This is a genomic window from Paenibacillus sp. FSL M7-0420, assembly GCF_038002345.1.
Taxonomy (GTDB): Bacteria; Bacillota; Bacilli; order Paenibacillales; family Paenibacillaceae; genus Paenibacillus_AQ.
The window spans coordinates 6,797,994-6,818,653 of record NZ_JBBOCJ010000001.1; the positions used below are offsets into that span (position 1 = coordinate 6,797,994).

The following is a 20,660-nucleotide window of genomic DNA, read 5'->3' on the forward strand; positions in this document are numbered from 1 at the left end:
TTGATTTTGCAACCTTTGTGTGCATTCGGCGAAGAATAATTATTTATCCGGCCCTCCCGGCTAGAATCTGCCCGATTTGAAGATGGAGAACAGCAGCCACAGAATCATCAGCAGTGCGATGACCGAGCCGATCTCCACAATCGGGAAGTCCCAGAGCAGCGACGGCTCGCCGCGCAGGGAGGAGGCAACAATCAGTCCGGCCATGATGATGCTGAAGGCCAGCAGCACGATACTGAAGGAGAGGCGGTTGCCGATCCGGCTGAACTTATGCTCCAGGTCCTGCAGCTCGGGGACCCCGATCTCCACCTTCAGCTTCCCCTTGCTGATCAGCGAGGAGAGCTGCCGGGCCTGAGCGGGAAGCTCGACCAGACTCTCGGCAAGATCAGCTACCCCGCCCAGCAGCTTGCGCTGCAGGCGGCTTCCGCTGAAGCGCTGCTTGATCAGCCGCCTGCCGAACGGCTCGGCCATCTGCATAATGCTGAAGGCCGGGTCCAGGCTGGCGACCATGCCCTCCAAGGTCAGCATCGTCTTGCCCAGCAGCGCCAGATCCGGCGGAATGACCAGCCGGTGCTTGCGGGCAATGCTGAACAGATCATTCAGCGCCTTGCCGATGCTGACCTGCTTGAACGGGATATCATAATACTGCTCGCGCAGCCGGTCCATATCCTCGTGCAGTGCCATCCGGTCGGCCTCCTCCGGGATCACTCCCAGGCGCAGAATGGCCCGTACCATCGAGTCCGTATTCTTGCGCATGAGTGCAATCACCAGCGCGGACAGACCGTCCTTCATCTCCTCGCTAAGCCGTCCGACCATCCCGAAATCGATCAGGGCCAGCTTCCCGTCCTCCAGCACCATGACATTCCCGGGATGCGGGTCGGCATGAAAGAAGCCATGAATAAAAATCTGGTTCAGCATCATCTCCACAAACTGCTGGGCGATGGTCTTAAGCTTCACGCCCGAGCCCAGCAGTTCGTCCTTGCGGTTCAGCGTAATTCCTTCCATGTATTCCATGGTCAGAATCCTGGTGGAGCTGAAGTCCCAATAGATGGCCGGTATATATACGTTATCTTGAGCAGACAGCTGCCCGGCTATGCGCTCGGCATTGCGCCCTTCCTGGGCATAATCCAGCTCCGCCAGCAGCGCCCGGGAGAATTCCTCAACCATCCGGGCTAATCCGTATTGCTTGGCCCAGTCCATCTTGCGCTCGGCGAGCAGGCTCAGATCCGATAGAATCTCAAGATCCCTGCTCATCGTCCGCATGACGCCTGGACGTTGTATTTTGACCGCTACACTCTGCCCGCCATGCAGCACAGCCCGGTGCACCTGACCGATGGAGGCGGCAGCGAGCGGATTATTCTCAAAGTATTGGAAGACCGCATCGATATTCTGGTCCAGCTCCTGCTCCAGAATATTGCGGGCTGTCTCGGCTGAGAACGGCGGCACATGGTCCTGCAGCTTGACCAGCTCCTGAATAATCGCATCAGGCAGCAGATCGGAGCGCGTGCTGGCAAGCTGGCCCAATTTGACGAAGGTTGGCCCCAGCTCCTCCAGCACCCTGCGGACCCGTTCACCGAGGGTCACACTTTCATGAACCTCCTGTGTGATGATCCTGCGGGGAAGTGACAGAAGATGGTAGAGGCCCAGTTCCTCCACCATATAGCCGAAGCCATGACGCATAAGCGCCATGGCGATTGCCCGGTAACGTCCGGCATGCCTTATGCGGACAGCCATTTATTCCGTACGCTGTTCCGGCACGGTGGTCTCCTGGGGTGACTTGCCCTCAAGCTCGGCAACACGGCCCTCAAGCTGGGCAATGCGCGACTCCAGCCTGGTGATATCCTCCTGCACAGGTACCTTAAGCTCCTTCAGCACCCGCTGAACCTGCTCCTGCACGGCAGACTTGAACACACCCCGTTCTTCATCTCCGCGCTCGACCAGCCGTTCCACCAGCGCCTTGGATTCCGACGGGGCCAGCTCGCCCCGCTTCACCAGCTCGTCTACGACCTTCTCAACCTTCTCCTTGCTGACAATGGTGAGGCCTACGCCTAATGAGATAGCTTTCTTCAACAGATCACTCATGGTACTTCCCTCCCAAAGATTGCAGTTATGGATAAAGTATACCCCTTCGCCCGCCATTTCACAAAACAACCCCACAAAAGTGGGGCTTAGCTTCGATAAGGCCGATTATTTGCTGATTATCTGGGGATACGCGCCGCCCAGGTGGCTGCCCGCAGAATCAGCTGACGGATCGCCGGATGCCGGAACGACGGCTCATGATGGCCGGGCATCAGATAGACCACCCGTCCCAGGCCATAGCTGTGGCACCAGGCCGCAGGCAGCATCTCCCCGTCCGCTTCGTATTCGAGCAGAATCTGCTTCTCGGTGAACGGATCGAACTCGAACCGGTACGGCTCTTCATCGAGCTGGAAGTCTTCGATGCCTTCGGTAATATCATGCTCCTGCACCTTGAACTGAAGCGGAGTATAGGCCGGATGGCCGGTGAATCTGGCGCCGATCAGCTGGGCCAGCTCATAACGCTTCGCCAGGGATACCCCGGTGTGCAGGACAATCAGACCGCCTCCTCCGCTGACATAGCTCAGCAGACCTGCCGTTTGCTGCGGAGATACGGTTTCATTCCACAATTCATTATATGCGATGCACAGATCATATCCGGACAGATGCTCACTTAGCATCAGCTTCTTGTTCTCCGAGCATTGTACCGTCAGAAGCTCATTCAGAATTTCACTGACCTGCTTGTCCACACCTTGCAACGGGTGAAACCGAGGGTGTGTGTAATCGCCTAACAACAGGCATTTTCTCTTGTCCATAGGTCTCCTCCTCCATATCTCTCTGTATTTGTAGCAGTAACTGTTAATTGAACAGCCGGCTGCTACCGGTTAGCTGCAATATAGCGGCCCAGGGTAACGAACATGCTGCCCATCCGCTCGTGCTCCGGCATGACAATCCGCTTCACGCCTTCTTCCTTCAGGGCCTCCGAGGTCATACGGCCGACAGATACCGCCAGCACCCTCTCTTCAAAAGCCTGCACCAACGCCGCAAGCTGCCCCTGCTTCCGCGCATGCTGTGCCAGGAAGCGGAATTGCGGCGCACTTGTGAACGCCACTGCATCCACCTGTCCTTCGGTGATCTCTGTGAGCAGCAGCTCCAGCGCTCCAGGCTCCGGCTGAGTATACCGGTAAGGCTGCACACAGCTTACGGCTGCGCCCGCCTGCTCCAGCCAGCCGGTCAGCTGCGGGGCAGTCTCCCCATGCAGCTGAAGCATGACCCGCTTGCCCTGCAGATCATAGTCCTGCAGGCCGCGAATCAGTCCGGCAGAGCTGCCGTCATCGTCACGCACGACCGGCTCAAGTCCGCGCTTCTTCAGGGCATTCACTGTCTTATAACCACGGGCAGCAACAGGTGAGCCAGAGAGAACCTCCAGGAAGCGGTCCGCAAGCGCCAGCTTCGCAGCCGTCTCGAACAATGCGTCCAGCCCCATACCGGTAGTCAGAATAGCCAGATCCGGCGGCTGCTCTGTCCAGGCAATCAGCCCCTCACGCAGGGCGGCATCATCCAGAAAGGTTGTCCCTTGAGCGGGACGGTGCAGCGCGGTTCCTCCCATATTCTCTACCAGCTTGGCCATGTCTTCCGCTTTACGCGGACCGGCCAGGGCTACGGTAATGCCCTTTAATTGCTCTGCCATGAACGCTTCTCCCCTTCATCACCCCGTATTGTTGCTTACCAGTATACTTGCAAAGTGAGGTAAAAGAAAAGACCAGACCGCATATTCGGCCTCATGAATTCTGCTGTTCCCCAGGGAGGCTCTCCCCCGGCTTGACCGCTTCCGGCGCGGCAGGAGCCTGGTTTCCCGGGTACAGCTTGAAGCGTCCGACCAGCTGCTGCAATTCATCGGCTTGTCGGCTCAGGTCGGCGGTGGAAGAGGCGATCTCTTCCACCGAGGCAAGCTGCTGCTGGGCTGCTGCCGAGATCGTCTCGGTGCTGCCTGCCGCAGCCTCGGTAATGCCGCGGATCTCGCTAATAGCCTGATCCAGACTATCTGCTTCTGCAGTCAGGGTCTGAACGCCTTCGTTCATTCCGCCTATAGTCTCCGCGGCCCCCTTAATCGCCCTGCGGATACGCGAGAACGAACGTCCTGTTGTATCCACAGCCATAATGCCGTCCATCACCTTGGTCTTCGCATCCTCCATGCTTGCCGTAGCCCGGAGCATCTCTGAATGGATAGAGGCAACCTGCTCGGAGATCAGGCTTGCCGACTTTCCGGATTCTTCCGCCAGCTTGCGGACCTCCGAGGCTACCACAGCGAACCCGCGACCCTGTTCACCGGCTCTGGCCGCTTCTATGGACGCATTCAGCGCCAGCAGGTTCGTCTGCCGCGAGATTCCCGAGATCACGCCGGTAATCCCCTGGATCTGCCCGACCCGCTCACTCAGCTGATCGATGACGGTACCCATTTCCTCCACGGTCTCATGAATACCGTTGATTTTGTCGACTACGCTGATGACCGAATCATTGCCCTCCGAAGCCGACAGCGAGGTCTTGTCCATCATTACCGACACCTGCTTCATGAACTCCGAGATATGGGCTACCTCGGTTGTGGTGGCAGCCGTGCTTGCCATTCCTTTATGTACACTGTTTACCTGCTGCTGCGTGCCGGCTGCCACCTCCTGGATGGCCACTGTAACATGCTCTATAGCTTTGGTCGTCTGCTCTGCCCCTGCGCTCAGCTGCTCAGCGGAGAAAGAGACATTATCCGTCATGGTCTGCACCCCGATAATCATCTGCCGCAGATTCTCCACCATCAGGCGGAAATTTCCGGCCAGCAGGCCGATCTCATCCCCCCGGAATTCCCCGATATCCTGCGACAGGTCACCGCCGGCAATCCGCTCGGTTGCCTTACGCAGGCGGATCAGCGGCTTTAGAATCGACGCAATGTTGAAATAGATCAGCACCAGCGCCAGCAGCACGGATACAGAGATGACCAGCCAGACCGTCTCGCGGATGCCGCTGGTTGCCTGCGTAATCTCATTCAAGCTGATGGTGCCTCCGATTCGCCAGCCCGTCAGCTCATTCACCATGAAGGTCATCTTCTTGGGTGCATCCTTATATACATAATCGAAGCTTCCGCTCTCACTCCCGAACATCTGCTTCACGAACTCAAGCGAGGATTCCGCGCCAATCGCTTCTGTGGGATGAACCAGGAATTTCTTGCTGCTGTCGATAATCAGAATATAGCCCTCCTGACCGACCTTGATATCCGTCATACCGGCAAGCGAGGACAGATTCAGATCAAGACTGACAACACCATTGCCATCCGCGAGCACCGCCGATACCGCAATGGCGCTCTCTCCATTCACTGTCTGAAATACCGGGGAGATTACAGTGCCGCTGCCATGCTTAAGCGCGTTGATATAGGTATTCTCCTTGCGCGGATCATAGCCTTCCGGCAGCTCCAGCTCTGCCGCACGGATGCTCTTGCCTTTGCTGGTTCCGGCATAAATATCAAGCACATCGGGATGCAGTGCGGCATACTCCCGCAATCTGTTCTCCAGTGCAGGCGCCGCCAGTCCGGCCGCCTCGTTATTAATGGAATCTGCCGGAAGCTGTCCGGCGAAATAGAGAATATCATCTATTTTCGACTGGATATTGGAACTTATGATCTCATTCACTGCAATTACGCTTTCCTGGGCATTATTGGTAAGCTGCTTCTCAACGTTGCTGCTGGCTGATTGATAGGTTAACCAGCCTATAATGATGCTCGGTGCCAGCAGGACAAGCAGATAGGTAATAATCAGCTTCGTACGGATGTTCAGACGCACCTTTTTATTCATATGATGGACTCACTCTCTCTTTCCTTATAGGTCTTAAGAAGGATTATTTCCCGGATCCTATATATAATTAAATACCAGCCCCCGAATCCCTCTTTTTTCTGGAAACTTATGATTATTTCCCTATGTTTATTGATAATTTTTATATCAGCACAGCAAAAAGACCGTTTCCATGAAAACGGTCTTTTGTTATATTCCGTTACTAAGCGAGCCAGCATACCTCATACAAACGTCCTAGTTCTGGCGTGAATTTCTGCTCTGGCAGGCCGGGCAGATGCCTCCGAATACCACATGCGTATGAGTGATCGAATAGCCTGTATCTGCTGCCACCGAGTCGCTCCACTCCTGCGGAACCTGGCTCATCACTTCATCCACAGCACCGCAGATTTCACAGACAATATGCTGGTGGTCGTCCAGGCGCGCATCATACCGGCTGGCCGCCTCGCCCAGCTTCAGCTCGCGGATCATCTGCTTATCTGTAAGGTAGCGCAGGGAATTGTAGACCGTTCCATAAGCGAGGTTATGCCCCTGCTCAACCAGCCGGTTCATGACTTCCGCAGCGGTAGGGTGATCATGGGAATTGCGGACGATATCATACACGGCTTGACGCTGAGAGGTCAGGTTCAGGGTTCTCATCTTTTATCATCCTCTAATTTGTTTTTAGATCAAGTATAAGTCCTGATGCCGGAAGCGTCAATCCTGCGGCCCTATTTGATCATGCCCGAGTATTTAACGTCCACTTTGGCATTCACGCGGAAGTCGAGACGGGGATATAGACTCTCCCATACCCTCATTTCCGTGTCGTTATTCCAGTGCCTCGCCCCGTAATGCAGCCCCCAGCCCAGCGGGTCCATGCCGCTGTCCCGGATCTTGACCAGCAGCGCCTTAACCGCAGCGCTCAGCTCTGCTGCACCGGCCTCTCCAATCTTTGTCAGCATATGGTGGGTAATCATCTCCTCCGTACTGTTCTCCTCCAGGATCGCACGAATCTTAATGGTATAGCGGATGTAAGGCTCACCTTCCCGGGGAACAACAATCTTATAGCCGGAGGAGGAGCTCTCGGTGTAGTATTCATACATTCCGCTGCCTATATGGGCGGGGAAGTTCGTCCGCAGATTGGAGCGGGACAGCAGATTGAGCAGCCTGGTCTCATCGGGTGAGAGGACGAGCCGGATTTTATTTTTATCCAGCAGAGCGATCTTGTTAATCAGGAACTGTTCCTTCCCCTGCGCTTCAATGACCGGCAGTATGGGGTCAATGCCATTCTCATAAATACTTCTCATAAGCTGATAGGAGTACACGCTTGAGATAAAAGGCGACTCTGTTCCCTGCCCACTCATAGCCAGGATCAGCGAGTTCGACGGAATGCGCTCGGCGGGCGGCTTAACCCTCAGCACCTCCAGCGCCCCCGGCCTGCCCACGGCGAAATTAAGAATCAGCTGGATGTCTCTGCGCCGGACTGCCCAGTCCGTTACATGCCGGATATCGCCCGCGGCCAGCCCTTCCCCCAGAATCACCGATTTGCAGTGCACATAGTCGAGCTCCTTCTCCACCTTGGACTTCATTCTGCGCAGTGCTTCAGAGATGCTATCCGATTCTTCGGTCAGGATCTGCATCTTCTCGTCAATCTTCGTGACATCCCCTTGCGGAATCGCCAGCTTCAGGCTGACCTTGAACGTTCCTTCCTTCCGGCCGGGATCAATGCCAATAGCAACCACAAATATTCTCCGGTCAATATCCTTGAAATTGCAGCCTGTAAGGACCAGGGTCATGGTTGCGGACAGCAGCATCACCAGCAGAGTCCCGATTACTCCCGCTCTCACACTCTTCGCCTCCTTACCATCCAGTAGCACCAGAATAACAGCAGGATCAGCAGCAGCTCCCCGTACCAGCGGATATGCAGCAGGAATACCCCGAGCATATTAAGGTCGTACTGGTCTATGCGCATCATGAGCATGGTGCCCGCTGCAAAAACCGCCATAATGACGATCTCCTGCCGCAGTCTCGTCTTAGGTCTGCCGGAGGCGGAGGGGAGCTGGCTGAGGAGCAGCTCTTTGCCGACATGCCACTGGATAATGGCACTGACGAGCGCCAGTGTGCTGTAAGCAAAATAAAAAAGATAGAGCATGCGCTCAATCAAAAACGACTCAATCCGGATGCTGTCCGCTGTAGTGAACCAGGTGTACACATGCCGCTCGACACCGACGGTTCCGTGATATCCGATGGGCACATAAAACGTGATGGCCAGCACGAGCAGCCCCTCCAGACTCAGAATCCAGATATGCCTCAGCTTCAAGCCATGAAAGACCCGGTTGAAGACCGCCATATTAATGTAGCCGCTGAATGTAAAGGTCGCTGCCGCAAGGCTGTTCCAGTCGGGAGGATGCAGGGCATGTGTCATGATCTGCAGTACGGCGTCCCAGCTAAAGTCCGGGTTCACCACCGCCTTGACTGTCGTGTACAGAATTAAGGGGAGCGTGATGGCCAGTGTAATTTCCAGTCCATAGAGCAGGGACAGCGAGTCTATTCTGGCACACAGACAGGTCAATATCAGGAACCCGAGCAAGACTGCCATCGGGCCGGTGTCCGGGCTGATGAACCGGAGGGTAATGTCCACAAAGGACAGAAGAATCAGCGCCCCGGCCAGATACCAGAGAACCGCATATACGACAATCAGCGGGGAGGACAGCAGCCTCGGCATCACTGAACCGAAGATCTCCGGCAGTCCCTTCCCCGGAAATTTACGGATGACTCTGGTGAACAGGTAGATGAACAGCGTGCCCGTACCCACCGCAACCAGAATGGAGGACTGCGCACCGTCGAAGCGGGCATCCAGCAGCTCCCGAGGGGCGAAGTTAATGATATTGATCAGAGAGTTCATGAGAAACAGACAGTAGAAATAGCGGCTGTTGGCCATTAGGAGCCCCCGCTTTTCTTCTTCAGTGACGCTCCCAGCGCATCAAGGACGAACATCTTGAAATACGGCTGGCCGAAGCTGCGCTGGCTGCATAAGTACAGCGTGAAGCCCACCAGGCAGATCACGACACCGACAAGCCCGAGCACAGCTGCTGCAATGACAAAGAAATACTTCAGCACACGGATGGAGAAGCTCATCATATTCAGCGGAACCAGGAAATTGGATATCGCCACTACGGAGACGAGAATAATCATAATGTTACCGATCAGCCCCGCCGCTGTAGCAGCTTGCCCCAGGATCAGACCGCCGACCGTGGTCGCTGTAGGACCGATGGCTCTGGGCAGACGCAAGCTAGCCTCCGTCAGGAACTCCATCATGATCATCATCAGAATCACCTCGACAAAAGAAGGGTAAGGCACCGTAGCGCGGCTTCCCCCGATCAGCAGGGCGATCTGCACCCGCACAATCTCCGGATTGTATGAGGTGAAGGCAATGTACAAGGCCGGCAGCCATAACGTCATGGCCACGCCCAGAATGCGCAGCAGCTTCAGGAAGCGGCCGACGAAGGGCAGATGGATTTTGTCATCCATGGCAGTGAAGAAATCATTGAATATCGACGGAAGCACAATCGCATACCCGGTCGTATCCAGCAGGATCGCCACCTTGCCCTCTGCCAGATTGAATACCACCCGGTCGGGGCGCTCGGTTACTATGGTCTTGGGAAAAATGCGCAGCTTGTCGCTGCTGATATATTTCTCCAGTTCACCGGCGGCCTGCAGAATGTCGAGCTTCAGCGAGTCCAGCTTCTCTTTTAACTCGGCCAGAACCTGGGGATTCACCCGGCTCTCGTCGTAGAGGATCGCCACCTTGGTCTTGGACACATTGCCGATAATGGTAAATTCCATCTTGAGCGCAGAGGACAGATAACGCCGCCGGACCAGATTGAGGTTCACCGCCAGACTCTCCCCCAGCGCATCGGAGGGGCCTTGGCTGATGCTCTCCGTAATCGTCTCCTTGATACTGCTGGCCTCCGCCCGGAGGACATCGAAGCAGCAGAGCTTGCCCTCCCGCCCAATACAGGCATAGCCGCTGAGCAGAAGATCCAGAGCACGCTGCCCGTCTGTCACCTCTTCACTGCCGGGATAATCGGCCACATAGCTGTAGTAGGCTGCGGGATGGCCCATCTCGTAGAACGGAGCAATAATATTGCGGCTGATGACCTGTCCGTCTGTCACACTTTTGATATAGAGCAGGCTGACCTGTCCCGCCGGAATCGTCAAGACCTTATCTTCAAGATCGGCGAACCCGTTTAGCTGACCTCTGATCCAGTCGAGCGAGGCTGCCTGCTTATGCTGTTGTCCCGACATAGGTCCGTCCCTGCCCCTCTCCGCCCGCTGCCCGGTGAATTTCTTCTTAGGTTGGCACTTTCTGGCGGTTTTCATGCACCTGCCGGGGGAGCGGGGCGTTTCTTTTCACGGAAGAGTGGTAATAAATGAAATGGATCATCACTTAGGAGGGACTAGACTATGAGCACACAGGAACCCCGTTCGCAAGGTCTTCCGCAATTTCCGGAATCGTTATGGATAGGCAGTACAGGTCTGCCGTCTTTTCCGGTGCTTGCGGAAGATCATGTCACAGACGTAGCTATTGTAGGGGCAGGAATTACCGGGATTACTACCGCTTATCTGCTGTCCAAGGCCGGATATAAGGTCACCCTGCTTGAAGCCGGACAGATTCTCGGCGGGGCCACCGGCTATACCAGCGCCAAAATCTCCGCCCAGCACGGCATGATCTATAATGATCTGCTGAAGCATTTCGGCGGGGAGCAGGCCCGGATGTATTATCAGTCGAACAGCGAGGCCATGGAGTGGATGATTGCCACAGCGGAGGAGCTGGACCTGTCCTGCGGGATGAAGCGGGAAGCGGCCTACCTGTATGCGGATCAAGGTGACGAGAAGACGCTGAAGGCGCTGAATAAGGAATTCGAGGCTTATGGCAAGCTGGGACTGCCCGGAGAGTGGCTGGATCAGGTGCCGCTGCCGCTGGGCGCGGGCGGGGCCATCCGGATGCCGGATCAGGCCCGTTTTCACCCGCTGGAGTACCTGAAGGGACTGCTGCAGGCGGTTCTGGACAGGGGCGGCACTGTATTTGAGCACACGATGATCGGAGAGAAGGTCGATACGGACGGACAGATAACCCTGCATACCGAGGGAGAGAAGCTCCAGATCCGCTGCCGCCATGCCGTGTCGGCTTCCCACTTCCCCTTCTATGACGGCGGGTCTCTCTACTTCTCGCGGCTGCATGCGGAACGCTCCTACTGTCTGGCGTTCGAGCCGGAGACGGATTATGAGGGCGGCATGTATCTGAGTGCCGGTGAACCTACCCGTTCGCTGCGGGCAGTGGAATGGGGAGACCGGAAGCTGGTCATCGCCGGCGGGGAGAACCACAAGACGGGTCAAGGCATTTGTACGTTCGGCCATTATGAGAATCTGGAGCGGTTCGCCGGGGAGCTGCTGGGCATCCGCAGTATTCCGTTCCGCTGGTCCACCCAGGATCTGCTCACACTGGACCGGGTTCCTTACATCGGCAAGCGCGCCGGGGACGAGGAGATCTATATCGCCACCGGCTTCGGGAAATGGGGCATGACGAACGGAACCGTGGCTGCCCGCCTGATCGCAGACGGCATTCTGGGAAGCAGTAACCCCTACACCGGGTTATATGATCCCTCACGCTTCAAGGCGGTGCCCGCGATCAAGAACTTCATCGTGCAGAACTTCTCGGTCGCCAAGGAGCTGGTGGCTGGCAAAGTGGAGATTGTACACACCAAGACGAAGGATCTGGAGCCGGATCAGGGTGCAGTCGTCTTCCATGACGGCAAACGCGTAGGTGCCTACCGCGACCCTGAGGGCCAATTGCATCTCGTTGACAGAACCTGCACTCATCTGGGCTGTGAATGCGAGTGGAATGACGCCGAGCGCTCCTGGGATTGCCCGTGTCACGGCTCCCGCTTCTCCTACGAAGGCGATGTGCTTGAAGGTCCGGCGACCGTGCCGCTTAAGACGATCACGCCGGAAGGCTAAAGCGGGATGACCGGGCGCTGCGGGACATTAGCGGCACAAGTGGTACAGGGGGACTGGCGGCCTGCACTGCCGGAGCTGCGGCTCCGGCGTGATTGTGCCCGGCCGCTCAGGTATAATAGACAGTATCTTCTAGAATTACCCATCATTCTATATATAAGGAGCGTGACGACAGGTTATGGATTTGAGAGGAACCAGTATTGTCATTACAGGTGCAGGCAAGGGAATCGGCAAGGCGCTCGCTATGGCGCTGGCTAAGGAAGGCGCCAACCTGGGGCTGATCTCCAGAACCTCGGCGGATCTGGAGGCGCTGAAGGCGGCGCTGACCGAGGTGTACGACATCAAGGTCAGTATCGCCGTAGCCGATATTGCAGTACGTGAAGAAGCAGAGCGGGCGGTAGTAGCGCTACAGAAGGATCTCGGCCCCTTCGACGCGCTTATTAACAACGCCGGGATCGCCCAGTTCGGCACGTTCCTGGAGATGGACCCGGCAGACTGGGAACGGCATATGCAGATCAACCTGTTCGGGGCCTATTATGTGACACGTGCGGCACTGCCTGCGATGATCGAGCGTTCAAGCGGCAATATCATCAACATCTCCTCCACCGCAGGGGAACGCGGCTTCGCCGCAGGCTCGGCCTACTGTGCTTCCAAGTTTGCTCTTATGGGCATGACGGAGTCACTGGCGATGGAGGTACGCAAGCATAATATCCGTGTCGTGGCGCTGACCCCAAGCACAGTGAATACAGGCCTCGCTACCGGCGCGGGTCTTAAGATCGGGGACGAGGACCGGATGATGCAGCCGGAGGACGTTGCCGAGCTGACGCTCGCTGCGCTTAAGCTGCCTGACCGTGTCTTCCTGAAGACGGCAGGCATCTGGACCACCAATCCGCAATAATGGAGGCGGAAATTACGCAAAGCTCTACAAGGAGGACTTGGCATGCTGGTAGTTACTAATACGATTAAGATCAAGGAAGGGCATGGTGAAGCGCTGGCCTCACGATTCAGCGCAGATAACGGGGTGCAGAGCATCCCCGGCTTCATCCGCATGGAGGTGTGGCGCGGCGCTCCCAAGGAAGGCATAGAGGAGCTGAAGATCAGCACCGTCTGGGAGAATGAGGAAGCGCTGAACGGCTGGACCTCAAGCCCCGCCTTCCGGGACTCGCACCGCGGTGCCGGCCGGAACGAAGCCATTGTCGGCTCCTCGCTCGACAAGTACGAGCTGGTGCACAGCCGCACTCCGGACGTTCAGGCTGAATAGTAGCACATCAGATCTAAACATGTTGAGAATTACTTTAACTAATGGCTTGCTGAGGGGTTACCTCACCCCGATTAGGTGCAAGGGGTAGGCTTAATTGCAATTCGTACAACTAAATCGTCCGATACGCTGCCAAATCTCCGTTTAGATGTAGTACGTGCAATTAAAATGCCCCTAAACCTGGATTTTCGCCCATCCGGGCAAATTTAGTTGTACAGACTACACTTAGAAGAGGAAGTCCACCCGTTTCCCTGTTTTTAGTTGCACAGAATACACTTATCCCTGTTTTTTCACTACGAAGGCAGCTTCGTACCTTACTGCTTTTATGGAATGAACTCACTTGTTTAATTCTGATGATCTACTAGCTTCGTACAAAAGAAGCGCTTCTCCCTTTAATAGAGATTTGCTGGCAAAAGCAAAAAAATCGCTCCTTTCGGGATGGTTGATGGATCTTCCATTTACCCGAAAGGGCGATTTCTTTGTTGTTTTTTCAGAAAATTGCTGAACTAACCACTTCTTACCGCTGTGTATCCGAAGCAGAGGCTTCGCTTATCTCCTGATGCTTGCCGGGCCAGAAGGCCAGACGGCCGAAGAGAACAGTGATAGCCGGTACCAGGAACGGACGGACCACGAAGGTATCCAGCAGGACACCGATCGCAGTGATGATGCCGAACTGGACCAGTACCTGAATCGGAAGACTTGCCAGAACGGCGAATGTACCGGCCAGGATAAGTCCGGCGGAGGTAATAACCGAGCCGGTCTCATTCACACCTTCTGCAATCGCCTGCTTCAGCGGCTTATGCTTACGTTTTTTCCAGATATTCGAGATCATGAAGATGTTGTAATCCTCCCCGAGCGCTACCAGGAAGACGAAGGAATATAGCGGAATGGACCCTTGAATCGCATCTGCTCCGAGTACATAATGAATGATGATCCAGCCCAGGCCCAGTGCCGAGAAGAACGATAGAATTACTGTCCCCACCAGATATACTGTGGCTACGACAGATCTGAGATAGACCAGCAGCAGCACCGTAATCAGGCCGATAACAACCGGGATGATCAGATCGGTGTCACGTTCTCCAAGCTCCTTGGTATCGTGCTGGGTAGCGGTCTGGCCGCTAATCCATACCTTATCCTGCGCGTTCTCAATCCCTGATTCCGTCAGGGCCGACTCAACCGTAGCCTGAAGTGCCGGGATGTGGTCCATCGCCTCAATCGAATACGGATTGTCCTTGAACTCAATATCATAGGCGGTAATCTTCGGGTTAACGGCCCCTTGCTGCGGGTCTGAGACCACATCCACGTAGGACAGGCTGCTCAGCACCGATTTCAGGTCTTCTCCGCCGGATAACCCTTCCGTATCGACCATCAGCTTGGCGGGTGCCAGCTCACCGGGGGAGAATTGCTTGCCGATCAGGTCGAAGCCTTCCCGCGACTCCATAGTCTTCGGGAACGACGACAGAATATCATAGGTGAACTTGATTCCGCTGGAGAATGAGGCCAGCACTCCCAGAAGTATTACAGTAATTCCGACAATGGCCCACGGGCGGGATACCACCAGGTACCCGATTCCCTTACGGCGGGCAGGCTGCGGCTGCGGGACCGGTCTGCCCTTGGCCTTGGCCCGCTCTGCTTCCATCTGCGGCGTGCGCGGCACGAACGGGAAGAAGGAGGTCCGTCCGAAGATCGCCAGCAAGGCCGGAACCAGGGTCAGACTGGCTACCCCCATAATCAGAATCGAGACGCTGAACGGCACTGCAAACCGGTGGTACGCGCCGTATTTGGCCAGCAGCAGAGCGAAGAGGGCCAGCACCACGGTGAAGCCGCTCATCGCAATCGCCCCGGAGGAGTGGGAAATGGCGCTCAGCAGTGCGCGCCCCTTATTCTCCTCCACCTTCAGCATCTGACGGAAGCGCGAGATCAGGAACAGGCAATAGTCTGTCCCTGCCCCGAAGAGCAGCACAGTCATTATCGAGACTGCCTGCGAATCCACCGTAATCCAGCCTTCCCTGGCCATCAGGCCAAGCACCGGGCTGGTTACGCCATAAGCGAAGCCTACAGCGACCAGCGGAATCAGCGCCAGAATCGGCGAACGGTAGATCAGCAGCAGGAAGACCAGCACCAGAATGACGGTGGCAATCAGCAGCGACACGTCGGCATTCTTGAACAGCCCTGTAGCATCTACCGAGATTCCGACCGGGCCGGATACGCGCAGGCTTAAGTCTCCGCTGTCCGGCTTGGCGGCAGACGGGTCAGTCCCCGTCTCCGTCCGCACCAGCTCCTTCAGGCTCTTCAGCGACTCTCCCAGCTGGTCGCTGTCCGCCGTCTTGTCGAACAGCACCGGGGTAACGAGCGTGCTCCGGTCCTCCGACAAGGACGCCTGCAGCGCCTGCGGCGGCAGCTTGCCCAGCGGCGGAACGAAGTTCTGATGCATAAGAGGCTGCTGCTCCAGCTTGCTGTATACTGCTGTTATATGTACGAGATCCTCCTCCGGGATGCCTCCGTCACGATGCCAAACGAGCAGTGCCGGCACTCCGCTTCCGGCCGGAAATTCTCTCTCGGCAACGACCGATGCCCGCACCGATTGTGAATCCTCAGGCAGATTGGAGGCATTGTTAGCAACCTGTGAATTCACTGAAGGCCATAGCATCGTAAGCACCCCGACCAGTGCAACCCACACCAGCAGAGTAATCCATTTGGTCTTGCTCCCTGCTACCCATTTTCCGTAGCCCGACATACCTTTCATCCTCTCTCCTATCCGTCCGCCCAAAAAATGAGCCGCGGGTCATTTTGATATCCTTATCATATATACCCCGAAAATTTTAAGCAAATCTTTTTTCTGAAATGTTGTAAAACTAGAGTGATCACTGCCGCTGTGCCCCCTGGAATGCCTGAACTTATGCCGTGGACGCAGGGGGGCCCGGACTCTTTTTCTAGTATAATCTGGAAAATACTATATAATACACAGGCGTCTAAAGACTATGACTTGAATCTGCACACGGAAATCTTGCAGTTATTGCAACTTTCGCTTACAGATAACCTGATATTTGGAGGATTGCTGCACGAAATGCAGGAATTTTCATTGGCAGCCTATGGATGGAGGAGGAATGCTGCCTTCTGTACAACAATTTAAGATTAAGGCCAATTGGACGCGGGGAAAGTTGTATTTTATGCAGGAAAAGGCTGGGCTTTTGGATGAGTTGCAAAAAAGCGTTCATACAGAGAATGTCCGAAGACGCTCTGCATGAACGCTAGGTGATGCCTGGCTGTGACCTACAGCCGGTTATATTCAGGTAACTATTCCATTCAGATCAGAGATCAGCCTGCATCCGGCAGGTCATCCCCGGAGAACTGGCTGTTATAGAGATCGGCATAGAAGCCGCCCGCTTCCAGCAGTTCCACATGGGTGCCCTTCTCAATTACGCTACCCTGGTTCATCACCAGGATCAGATCGGCATCCTTGATGGTGGACAGGCGGTGAGCGATCACGAAGCTGGTTCTGCCGTGCATCAGCGTGTTCATCGCCTTCTGGATCTGCACCTCTGTCCGCGTATCTACGCTGCTGGTTGCTTCATCCAGAATAAGGATGGACGGATCGGCCAGAATCGCCCGGGCGATGGTCAGCAGCTGCTTTTGACCCTGGGAGATGTTCGAGGCCTCTTCATTCAGAATCGTGTCATACCCGAGCGGCAGCGTACGGATAAAGTGATCGGCATGCGCAGCCTTGGCTGCCCGCACCACATCAGCCTCCGAAGCCCCTTCCCGGCCGTAAGCGATATTATCGCGGATAGTCCCGTTGAACAGCCAGGTATCCTGAAGCACCATACCGAATTTGCTGCGCAGCTCGCTGCGCTTCATATCGGTGATATTCACACCGTCGATCACAATCTCCCCGCCGCTGATCTCATAGAAGCGCATGAGCAGGTTGATCAGCGTGGTTTTGCCGGCCCCGGTTGGCCCTACAATCGCAATGGTCTGTCCCGGACTGACCTCGATGTTCATGTCTTCAATCAGGAGTTCACCCGGCTTGTATCCGAACTGCACGTGACGGAATTCCACAGAGCCCTCTTCTGCAGCTGCTGAACGTTTCGCCAGTGTAGCCGCCACTTCAGGGACTTCCTCTTCCTCATCCAGCAGTTCAAATACACGTTCTGCCGAAGCGATGGTGGACTGAATGATGTTGGCAATATTGGCAGTCTGCGTAATCGGCATGGTGAACTGGCGCGAATACTGGATGAATGCCTGGATGTCACCGACGTCGATCGCTTTTTTGGTCACGAAGATCCCGCCGACCACACAGACCAGCACATACCCCAGGTTCCCGATGAACATCATCAGCGGCATAATAATCCCGGAGATGAACTGGGAGCGCCAGCCGGAGTTATACAGCTCCTCATTGATGGCATTGAAGTCCTTCAGGGAATTCTTCTCCCGTCCAAAAGCCTTGATGATCCGGTGCCCGGTATACATCTCCTCCACATGACCATTCAGCTGGCCCAGCGATTTCTGCTGTCCGACGAAATAGGTCTGGGAGCGCTTGGTGATCAGCATAATCACCACGAAGCTCAGCGGCAGCGTTACGATCGTAATCAGGGTCAGCCACGGGCTGATCGTCAGCATCATCACAATAACCCCGACAATCGTCACAATGGAGGTGATCAGCTGGGTCAAGCTCTGCTGCAGAGTGGTGCTGATGTTGTCCACATCATTGGTCGCCCGGCTGAGCGTCTCCCCGTGGGTCCGGGAATCAAAGTATTTCAGCGGCAGCCGCTCCAGCTTGCTGTTGATCTGCTCGCGCATATCGTAGACAACCTTCTGCGCCACACCGGCCATGACATACTGCTGGATATAACTGAACAGCGCGCTGAACAGATACAGGCCTGCCAGCAGGATCAGAATATCATTCACATAGCCAAAATCAATCTTTGCCCCAGGTACATCCATCATCTTGCCATAAGCGCCTTCGAACAGCTTGGTCGTTGCCTTACCCATCACCTTAGGGCTGAAAATACTGAATACGGTACTGGCAATCGCCATTACGAATACGATAATCAGCTGTACCTGGCGCGGGCGCAAATACCGGACCAGGCGGCGCAGGGTGCCCTTGAAATCCTTCGCCTTCTCGGGAGGCATACCCATGCCGGGTCCGCCCGGGCCGGGGCCGAATCCGCCGTGTCTGCGGGCGGGCGGCTTCATTGCTTTGTTCTGCTCACTCATGCTATTTCCTCCTCTGACAGCTGCGAGGATACAATCTCGCGGTACACCTCATTGTTGTCCAGCAGCTCGCGGTGCGTACCCATACCGACAATTTGACCTTCATCCAGTACGATAATCCGGTCTGCATCCATTACCGTGCTTACCCGCTGTGCGACGATAAGGACCGTAGATTCCGTAGTCTCCTCCTTGAGCGCGGCACGCAGCTTGGCATCGGTCTTGAAGTCCAGCGCGGAGAAGCTGTCATCGAACAGATATACCTCCGGCTTGCGGACGAGGGCACGGGCTATCGACAGACGCTGCTTCTGGCCGCCGGAGACGTTACCGCCCCCCTGGGAGATGCTTGAATCGAAGCCTTCCTTCATCGCTGTGACAAAATCATAGGCCTGTGCCACCTTGGCGGCATGAAGAATCTCCTCCTCGGTTGCATCCTCTTTGCCGTACCGGATATTCTCGTTGATGGTACCGGTGAACAGCACGGCTTTTTGCGGAATATAACCAATCTTGCTCCGCAATTCCTCCTGCGTCATCTGGCGCACATCCACACCGTCCACACTTACCGTACCTTCTATGGCATCATAGAATCTCGGAATCATGTTCAGCAGCGTGGACTTGCCTGACCCGGTTCCGCCGATAATGGCGGTAATCTCACCGGGGCGCGCACTGAAGGTAATTCCCGACAAGGCTGCCTGCTCTGCACCCGGATAAGCGAAGGATACATTGTCGAACTCCACATACCCGTGCAATCCGTCACGGCCGTCCTCCTGTGTAGCTGTAGCCGTAGTCTTCAGTTCTGCAGAGGTAGGGTCCTTAATCTCTGGCTGCATATCCAGCACTTCATTAATGCGCAGCGCTGAGGCAGAAGCTCTTGGAATCAGCACGAACATCATCGACACCATGATCAGCGAGAACATAATCTGCATGGCATACTGAATGAATGCCATCAAGGAGCCAACCTTCAGATCCCCGTCGCCAATGCGGATTCCGCCGTAATACAGAATGGCAATCATCGAGAAGTTCATGACGATCATCATCAGCGGCATCAGGCCCGCCATCACCTTATTGACTTTGATTGCAGTATCCGTAAGATCTGCGTTGGCCGCACTGAACCGTCTGTTCTCATGCTCAATCCGGTTGAAGGAGCGGATGACGCGGATACCGGTCAGATGCTCGCGCAGCACCAGATTTAATTTGTCCAGCTTGATCTGGATCGCCTTAAACAGCGGCAGACCCTTCATTCCGATGAAAAATATCGCTCCGACCAGCAGCGGAATCACCACTACAAAGATCAGCGAGAGCTTGGCGTCCTCCGACACCGCCATAATAATCCCGCCGATCATCATCATCGGAGCACCGACCATCATGCGGAGCATCATAGTCAGTACCGTCTGAACCTGTGTAATATCATTAGTGGTACGTGTAATCAATGAGGCCGTGCCCAGCTTGTCGAATTCATGAAGCGTAAAGTTCTCCACATGATTGAACACCCGTGAACGGGTATTCTTTCCGAAGCCTGCCGCCACTCTGGCTGACAGATAGCTGGCAATAATAGAGCATAGCACACCTCCGGCCGCCACCAGCAGCATGAAGCCGCCAATTCTCCAGATATACGGCTGGTCACCCTCCACAATCCCTTTGTCGATAATGTTACTCATCAAGGTGGGAAGATACAGATCGCCCATGGACTGCAGGAATACCAGAATCAGTACCCCTGCGATAGCCAAGCGGAAGGGCTTCAGTTGTTTCATTAATTTAATCATGCTTCTCATCTCCGTTCATTTGTAACCGGTCTAGATTAGGCGGAGGATTATCCTCCATAAAGGCATAGACTTTCAGCAGCAGTTCCGCCAGTTGATCAGATTCTTCCTCACCTAAGTACTCCACCATCTTGTTCAGTGTGGCGTCCATATGGTCCCTGGCCCTGCGGGTAATAATTTTCCCCTGTTCGGTCAACTTGATGCGCACTACCCTCCGGTCAGACGGATCAGCCTGCCGTTCTACCATCTGCTTGGCTTCAAGACTGTTAATCAGCTGGGTTACTGTTGGCGGAGTCAGTCCCAGGAAGCGGCTGATCTCCGACACCTTGAGTCCCAGATCTGAAGCATGCGACGCCCGTGCAATACATATCAATAAAGTCATCTCACTTGGCTTATGCCCCTCCACCGAGTGATGCCAATGCCCTTTGCGCAGCTTCCGGAGTGCAGAAAAAAGCTTGTGTCCGACTGAGTTTTCACCTTCGCGATTTATCCCAATGCTTCCACCTCCATTTTTAGTTAGGTCTACAAATAATTAAACCCTATATTAATTAGGCTACCTAATTATATTTTCGTGCCTGCACTTTGTCAATT

At 55.2% G+C, this 20,660-nt stretch carries 16 protein-coding genes; 3 read left to right on the top strand and 13 right to left on the bottom strand.

The window, feature by feature from the left end; translation table 11 throughout:
- Positions 1-60 precede the first annotated feature (60 nt).
- From MKX51_RS29200 to MKX51_RS29240, 9 genes are all read right to left on the bottom strand, one after another.
- Positions 61-1,731 carry an ABC1 kinase family protein gene (locus MKX51_RS29200; protein ID WP_340994783.1) on the bottom strand — a complete coding sequence of 557 codons (1,671 nt, stop codon included), beginning with the start codon at positions 1,729-1,731 and terminating at the stop codon, positions 61-63.
- A complete protein-coding gene (locus MKX51_RS29205; protein ID WP_036728281.1) occupies positions 1,732-2,079 on the bottom strand; it encodes a phasin family protein in 348 nt (115 codons plus the stop codon).
- 116 nt (positions 2,080-2,195) lie between these two features.
- Complete coding sequence (locus tag MKX51_RS29210) at positions 2,196-2,828, bottom strand: ThuA domain-containing protein (RefSeq protein ID WP_340751203.1); 633 nt, start codon at positions 2,826-2,828, stop codon at positions 2,196-2,198.
- Positions 2,829-2,890: 62 nt separating this feature from the next.
- On the bottom strand, positions 2,891-3,703 hold the full coding sequence (locus tag MKX51_RS29215) for a uroporphyrinogen-III synthase (protein ID WP_340994784.1): 813 nt from the start codon (positions 3,701-3,703) through the stop codon (positions 2,891-2,893).
- Positions 3,704-3,794: 91 nt separating this feature from the next.
- Entirely contained in the window at positions 3,795-5,849 is a 2,055-nt protein-coding gene (locus MKX51_RS29220) for a methyl-accepting chemotaxis protein (RefSeq protein WP_340994785.1), read from the bottom strand.
- A gap of 231 nt (positions 5,850-6,080) precedes the next feature.
- Positions 6,081-6,482 (bottom strand): Fur family transcriptional regulator, encoded by a 402-nt coding sequence (locus MKX51_RS29225; protein WP_036692190.1) that lies wholly within the window; start codon positions 6,480-6,482, stop codon positions 6,081-6,083.
- A 71-nt stretch (positions 6,483-6,553) separates the two neighbouring features.
- On the bottom strand, positions 6,554-7,669 hold the full coding sequence (locus MKX51_RS29230; RefSeq protein WP_340994786.1) for a Ger(x)C family spore germination protein: 1,116 nt from the start codon (positions 7,667-7,669) through the stop codon (positions 6,554-6,556).
- A complete protein-coding gene (locus tag MKX51_RS29235) occupies positions 7,666-8,763 on the bottom strand; it encodes a GerAB/ArcD/ProY family transporter (RefSeq protein ID WP_340994787.1) in 1,098 nt (365 codons plus the stop codon). Before MKX51_RS29235 ends, MKX51_RS29230 begins: the two co-directional genes overlap by 4 nt.
- Entirely contained in the window at positions 8,763-10,130 is a 1,368-nt protein-coding gene (locus MKX51_RS29240) for a spore germination protein (protein WP_340994788.1), read from the bottom strand. Before MKX51_RS29240 ends, MKX51_RS29235 begins: the two co-directional genes overlap by 1 nt.
- A gap of 159 nt (positions 10,131-10,289) precedes the next feature.
- On the opposite strand from MKX51_RS29240, the gene MKX51_RS29245 reads away from it, so the two are divergent.
- From MKX51_RS29245 to MKX51_RS29255, 3 genes are all read left to right on the top strand, one after another.
- A complete protein-coding gene (locus MKX51_RS29245; RefSeq protein WP_340994789.1) occupies positions 10,290-11,843 on the top strand; it encodes an FAD-dependent oxidoreductase in 1,554 nt (517 codons plus the stop codon).
- A gap of 175 nt (positions 11,844-12,018) precedes the next feature.
- Complete coding sequence (locus tag MKX51_RS29250; RefSeq protein WP_076080926.1) at positions 12,019-12,738, top strand: 3-ketoacyl-ACP reductase; 720 nt, start codon at positions 12,019-12,021, stop codon at positions 12,736-12,738.
- Positions 12,739-12,780: 42 nt separating this feature from the next.
- On the top strand, positions 12,781-13,101 hold the full coding sequence (locus MKX51_RS29255) for an antibiotic biosynthesis monooxygenase (RefSeq protein ID WP_340994790.1): 321 nt from the start codon (positions 12,781-12,783) through the stop codon (positions 13,099-13,101).
- A 514-nt stretch (positions 13,102-13,615) separates the two neighbouring features.
- On the opposite strand, the gene MKX51_RS29260 is transcribed toward MKX51_RS29255, so the two are convergent.
- The 4 genes from MKX51_RS29260 to MKX51_RS29275 form a co-directional block, all read right to left on the bottom strand.
- Positions 13,616-15,844: an MMPL family transporter gene (locus tag MKX51_RS29260; RefSeq protein WP_340994792.1), complete on the bottom strand. Its 2,229-nt coding sequence runs from the start codon at positions 15,842-15,844 to the stop codon at positions 13,616-13,618.
- Positions 15,845-16,416: 572 nt separating this feature from the next.
- Positions 16,417-18,315, bottom strand: coding sequence for an ABC transporter ATP-binding protein (locus MKX51_RS29265; protein WP_340994794.1), 1,899 nt, complete (start codon positions 18,313-18,315; stop codon positions 16,417-16,419).
- On the bottom strand, positions 18,312-20,072 hold the full coding sequence (locus MKX51_RS29270) for an ABC transporter ATP-binding protein (protein ID WP_340946448.1): 1,761 nt from the start codon (positions 20,070-20,072) through the stop codon (positions 18,312-18,314). Before MKX51_RS29270 ends, MKX51_RS29265 begins: the two co-directional genes overlap by 4 nt.
- Positions 20,065-20,451 (bottom strand): MarR family winged helix-turn-helix transcriptional regulator, encoded by a 387-nt coding sequence (locus MKX51_RS29275; protein ID WP_340946446.1) that lies wholly within the window; start codon positions 20,449-20,451, stop codon positions 20,065-20,067. Before MKX51_RS29275 ends, MKX51_RS29270 begins: the two co-directional genes overlap by 8 nt.
- Positions 20,452-20,660 lie beyond the last annotated feature (209 nt).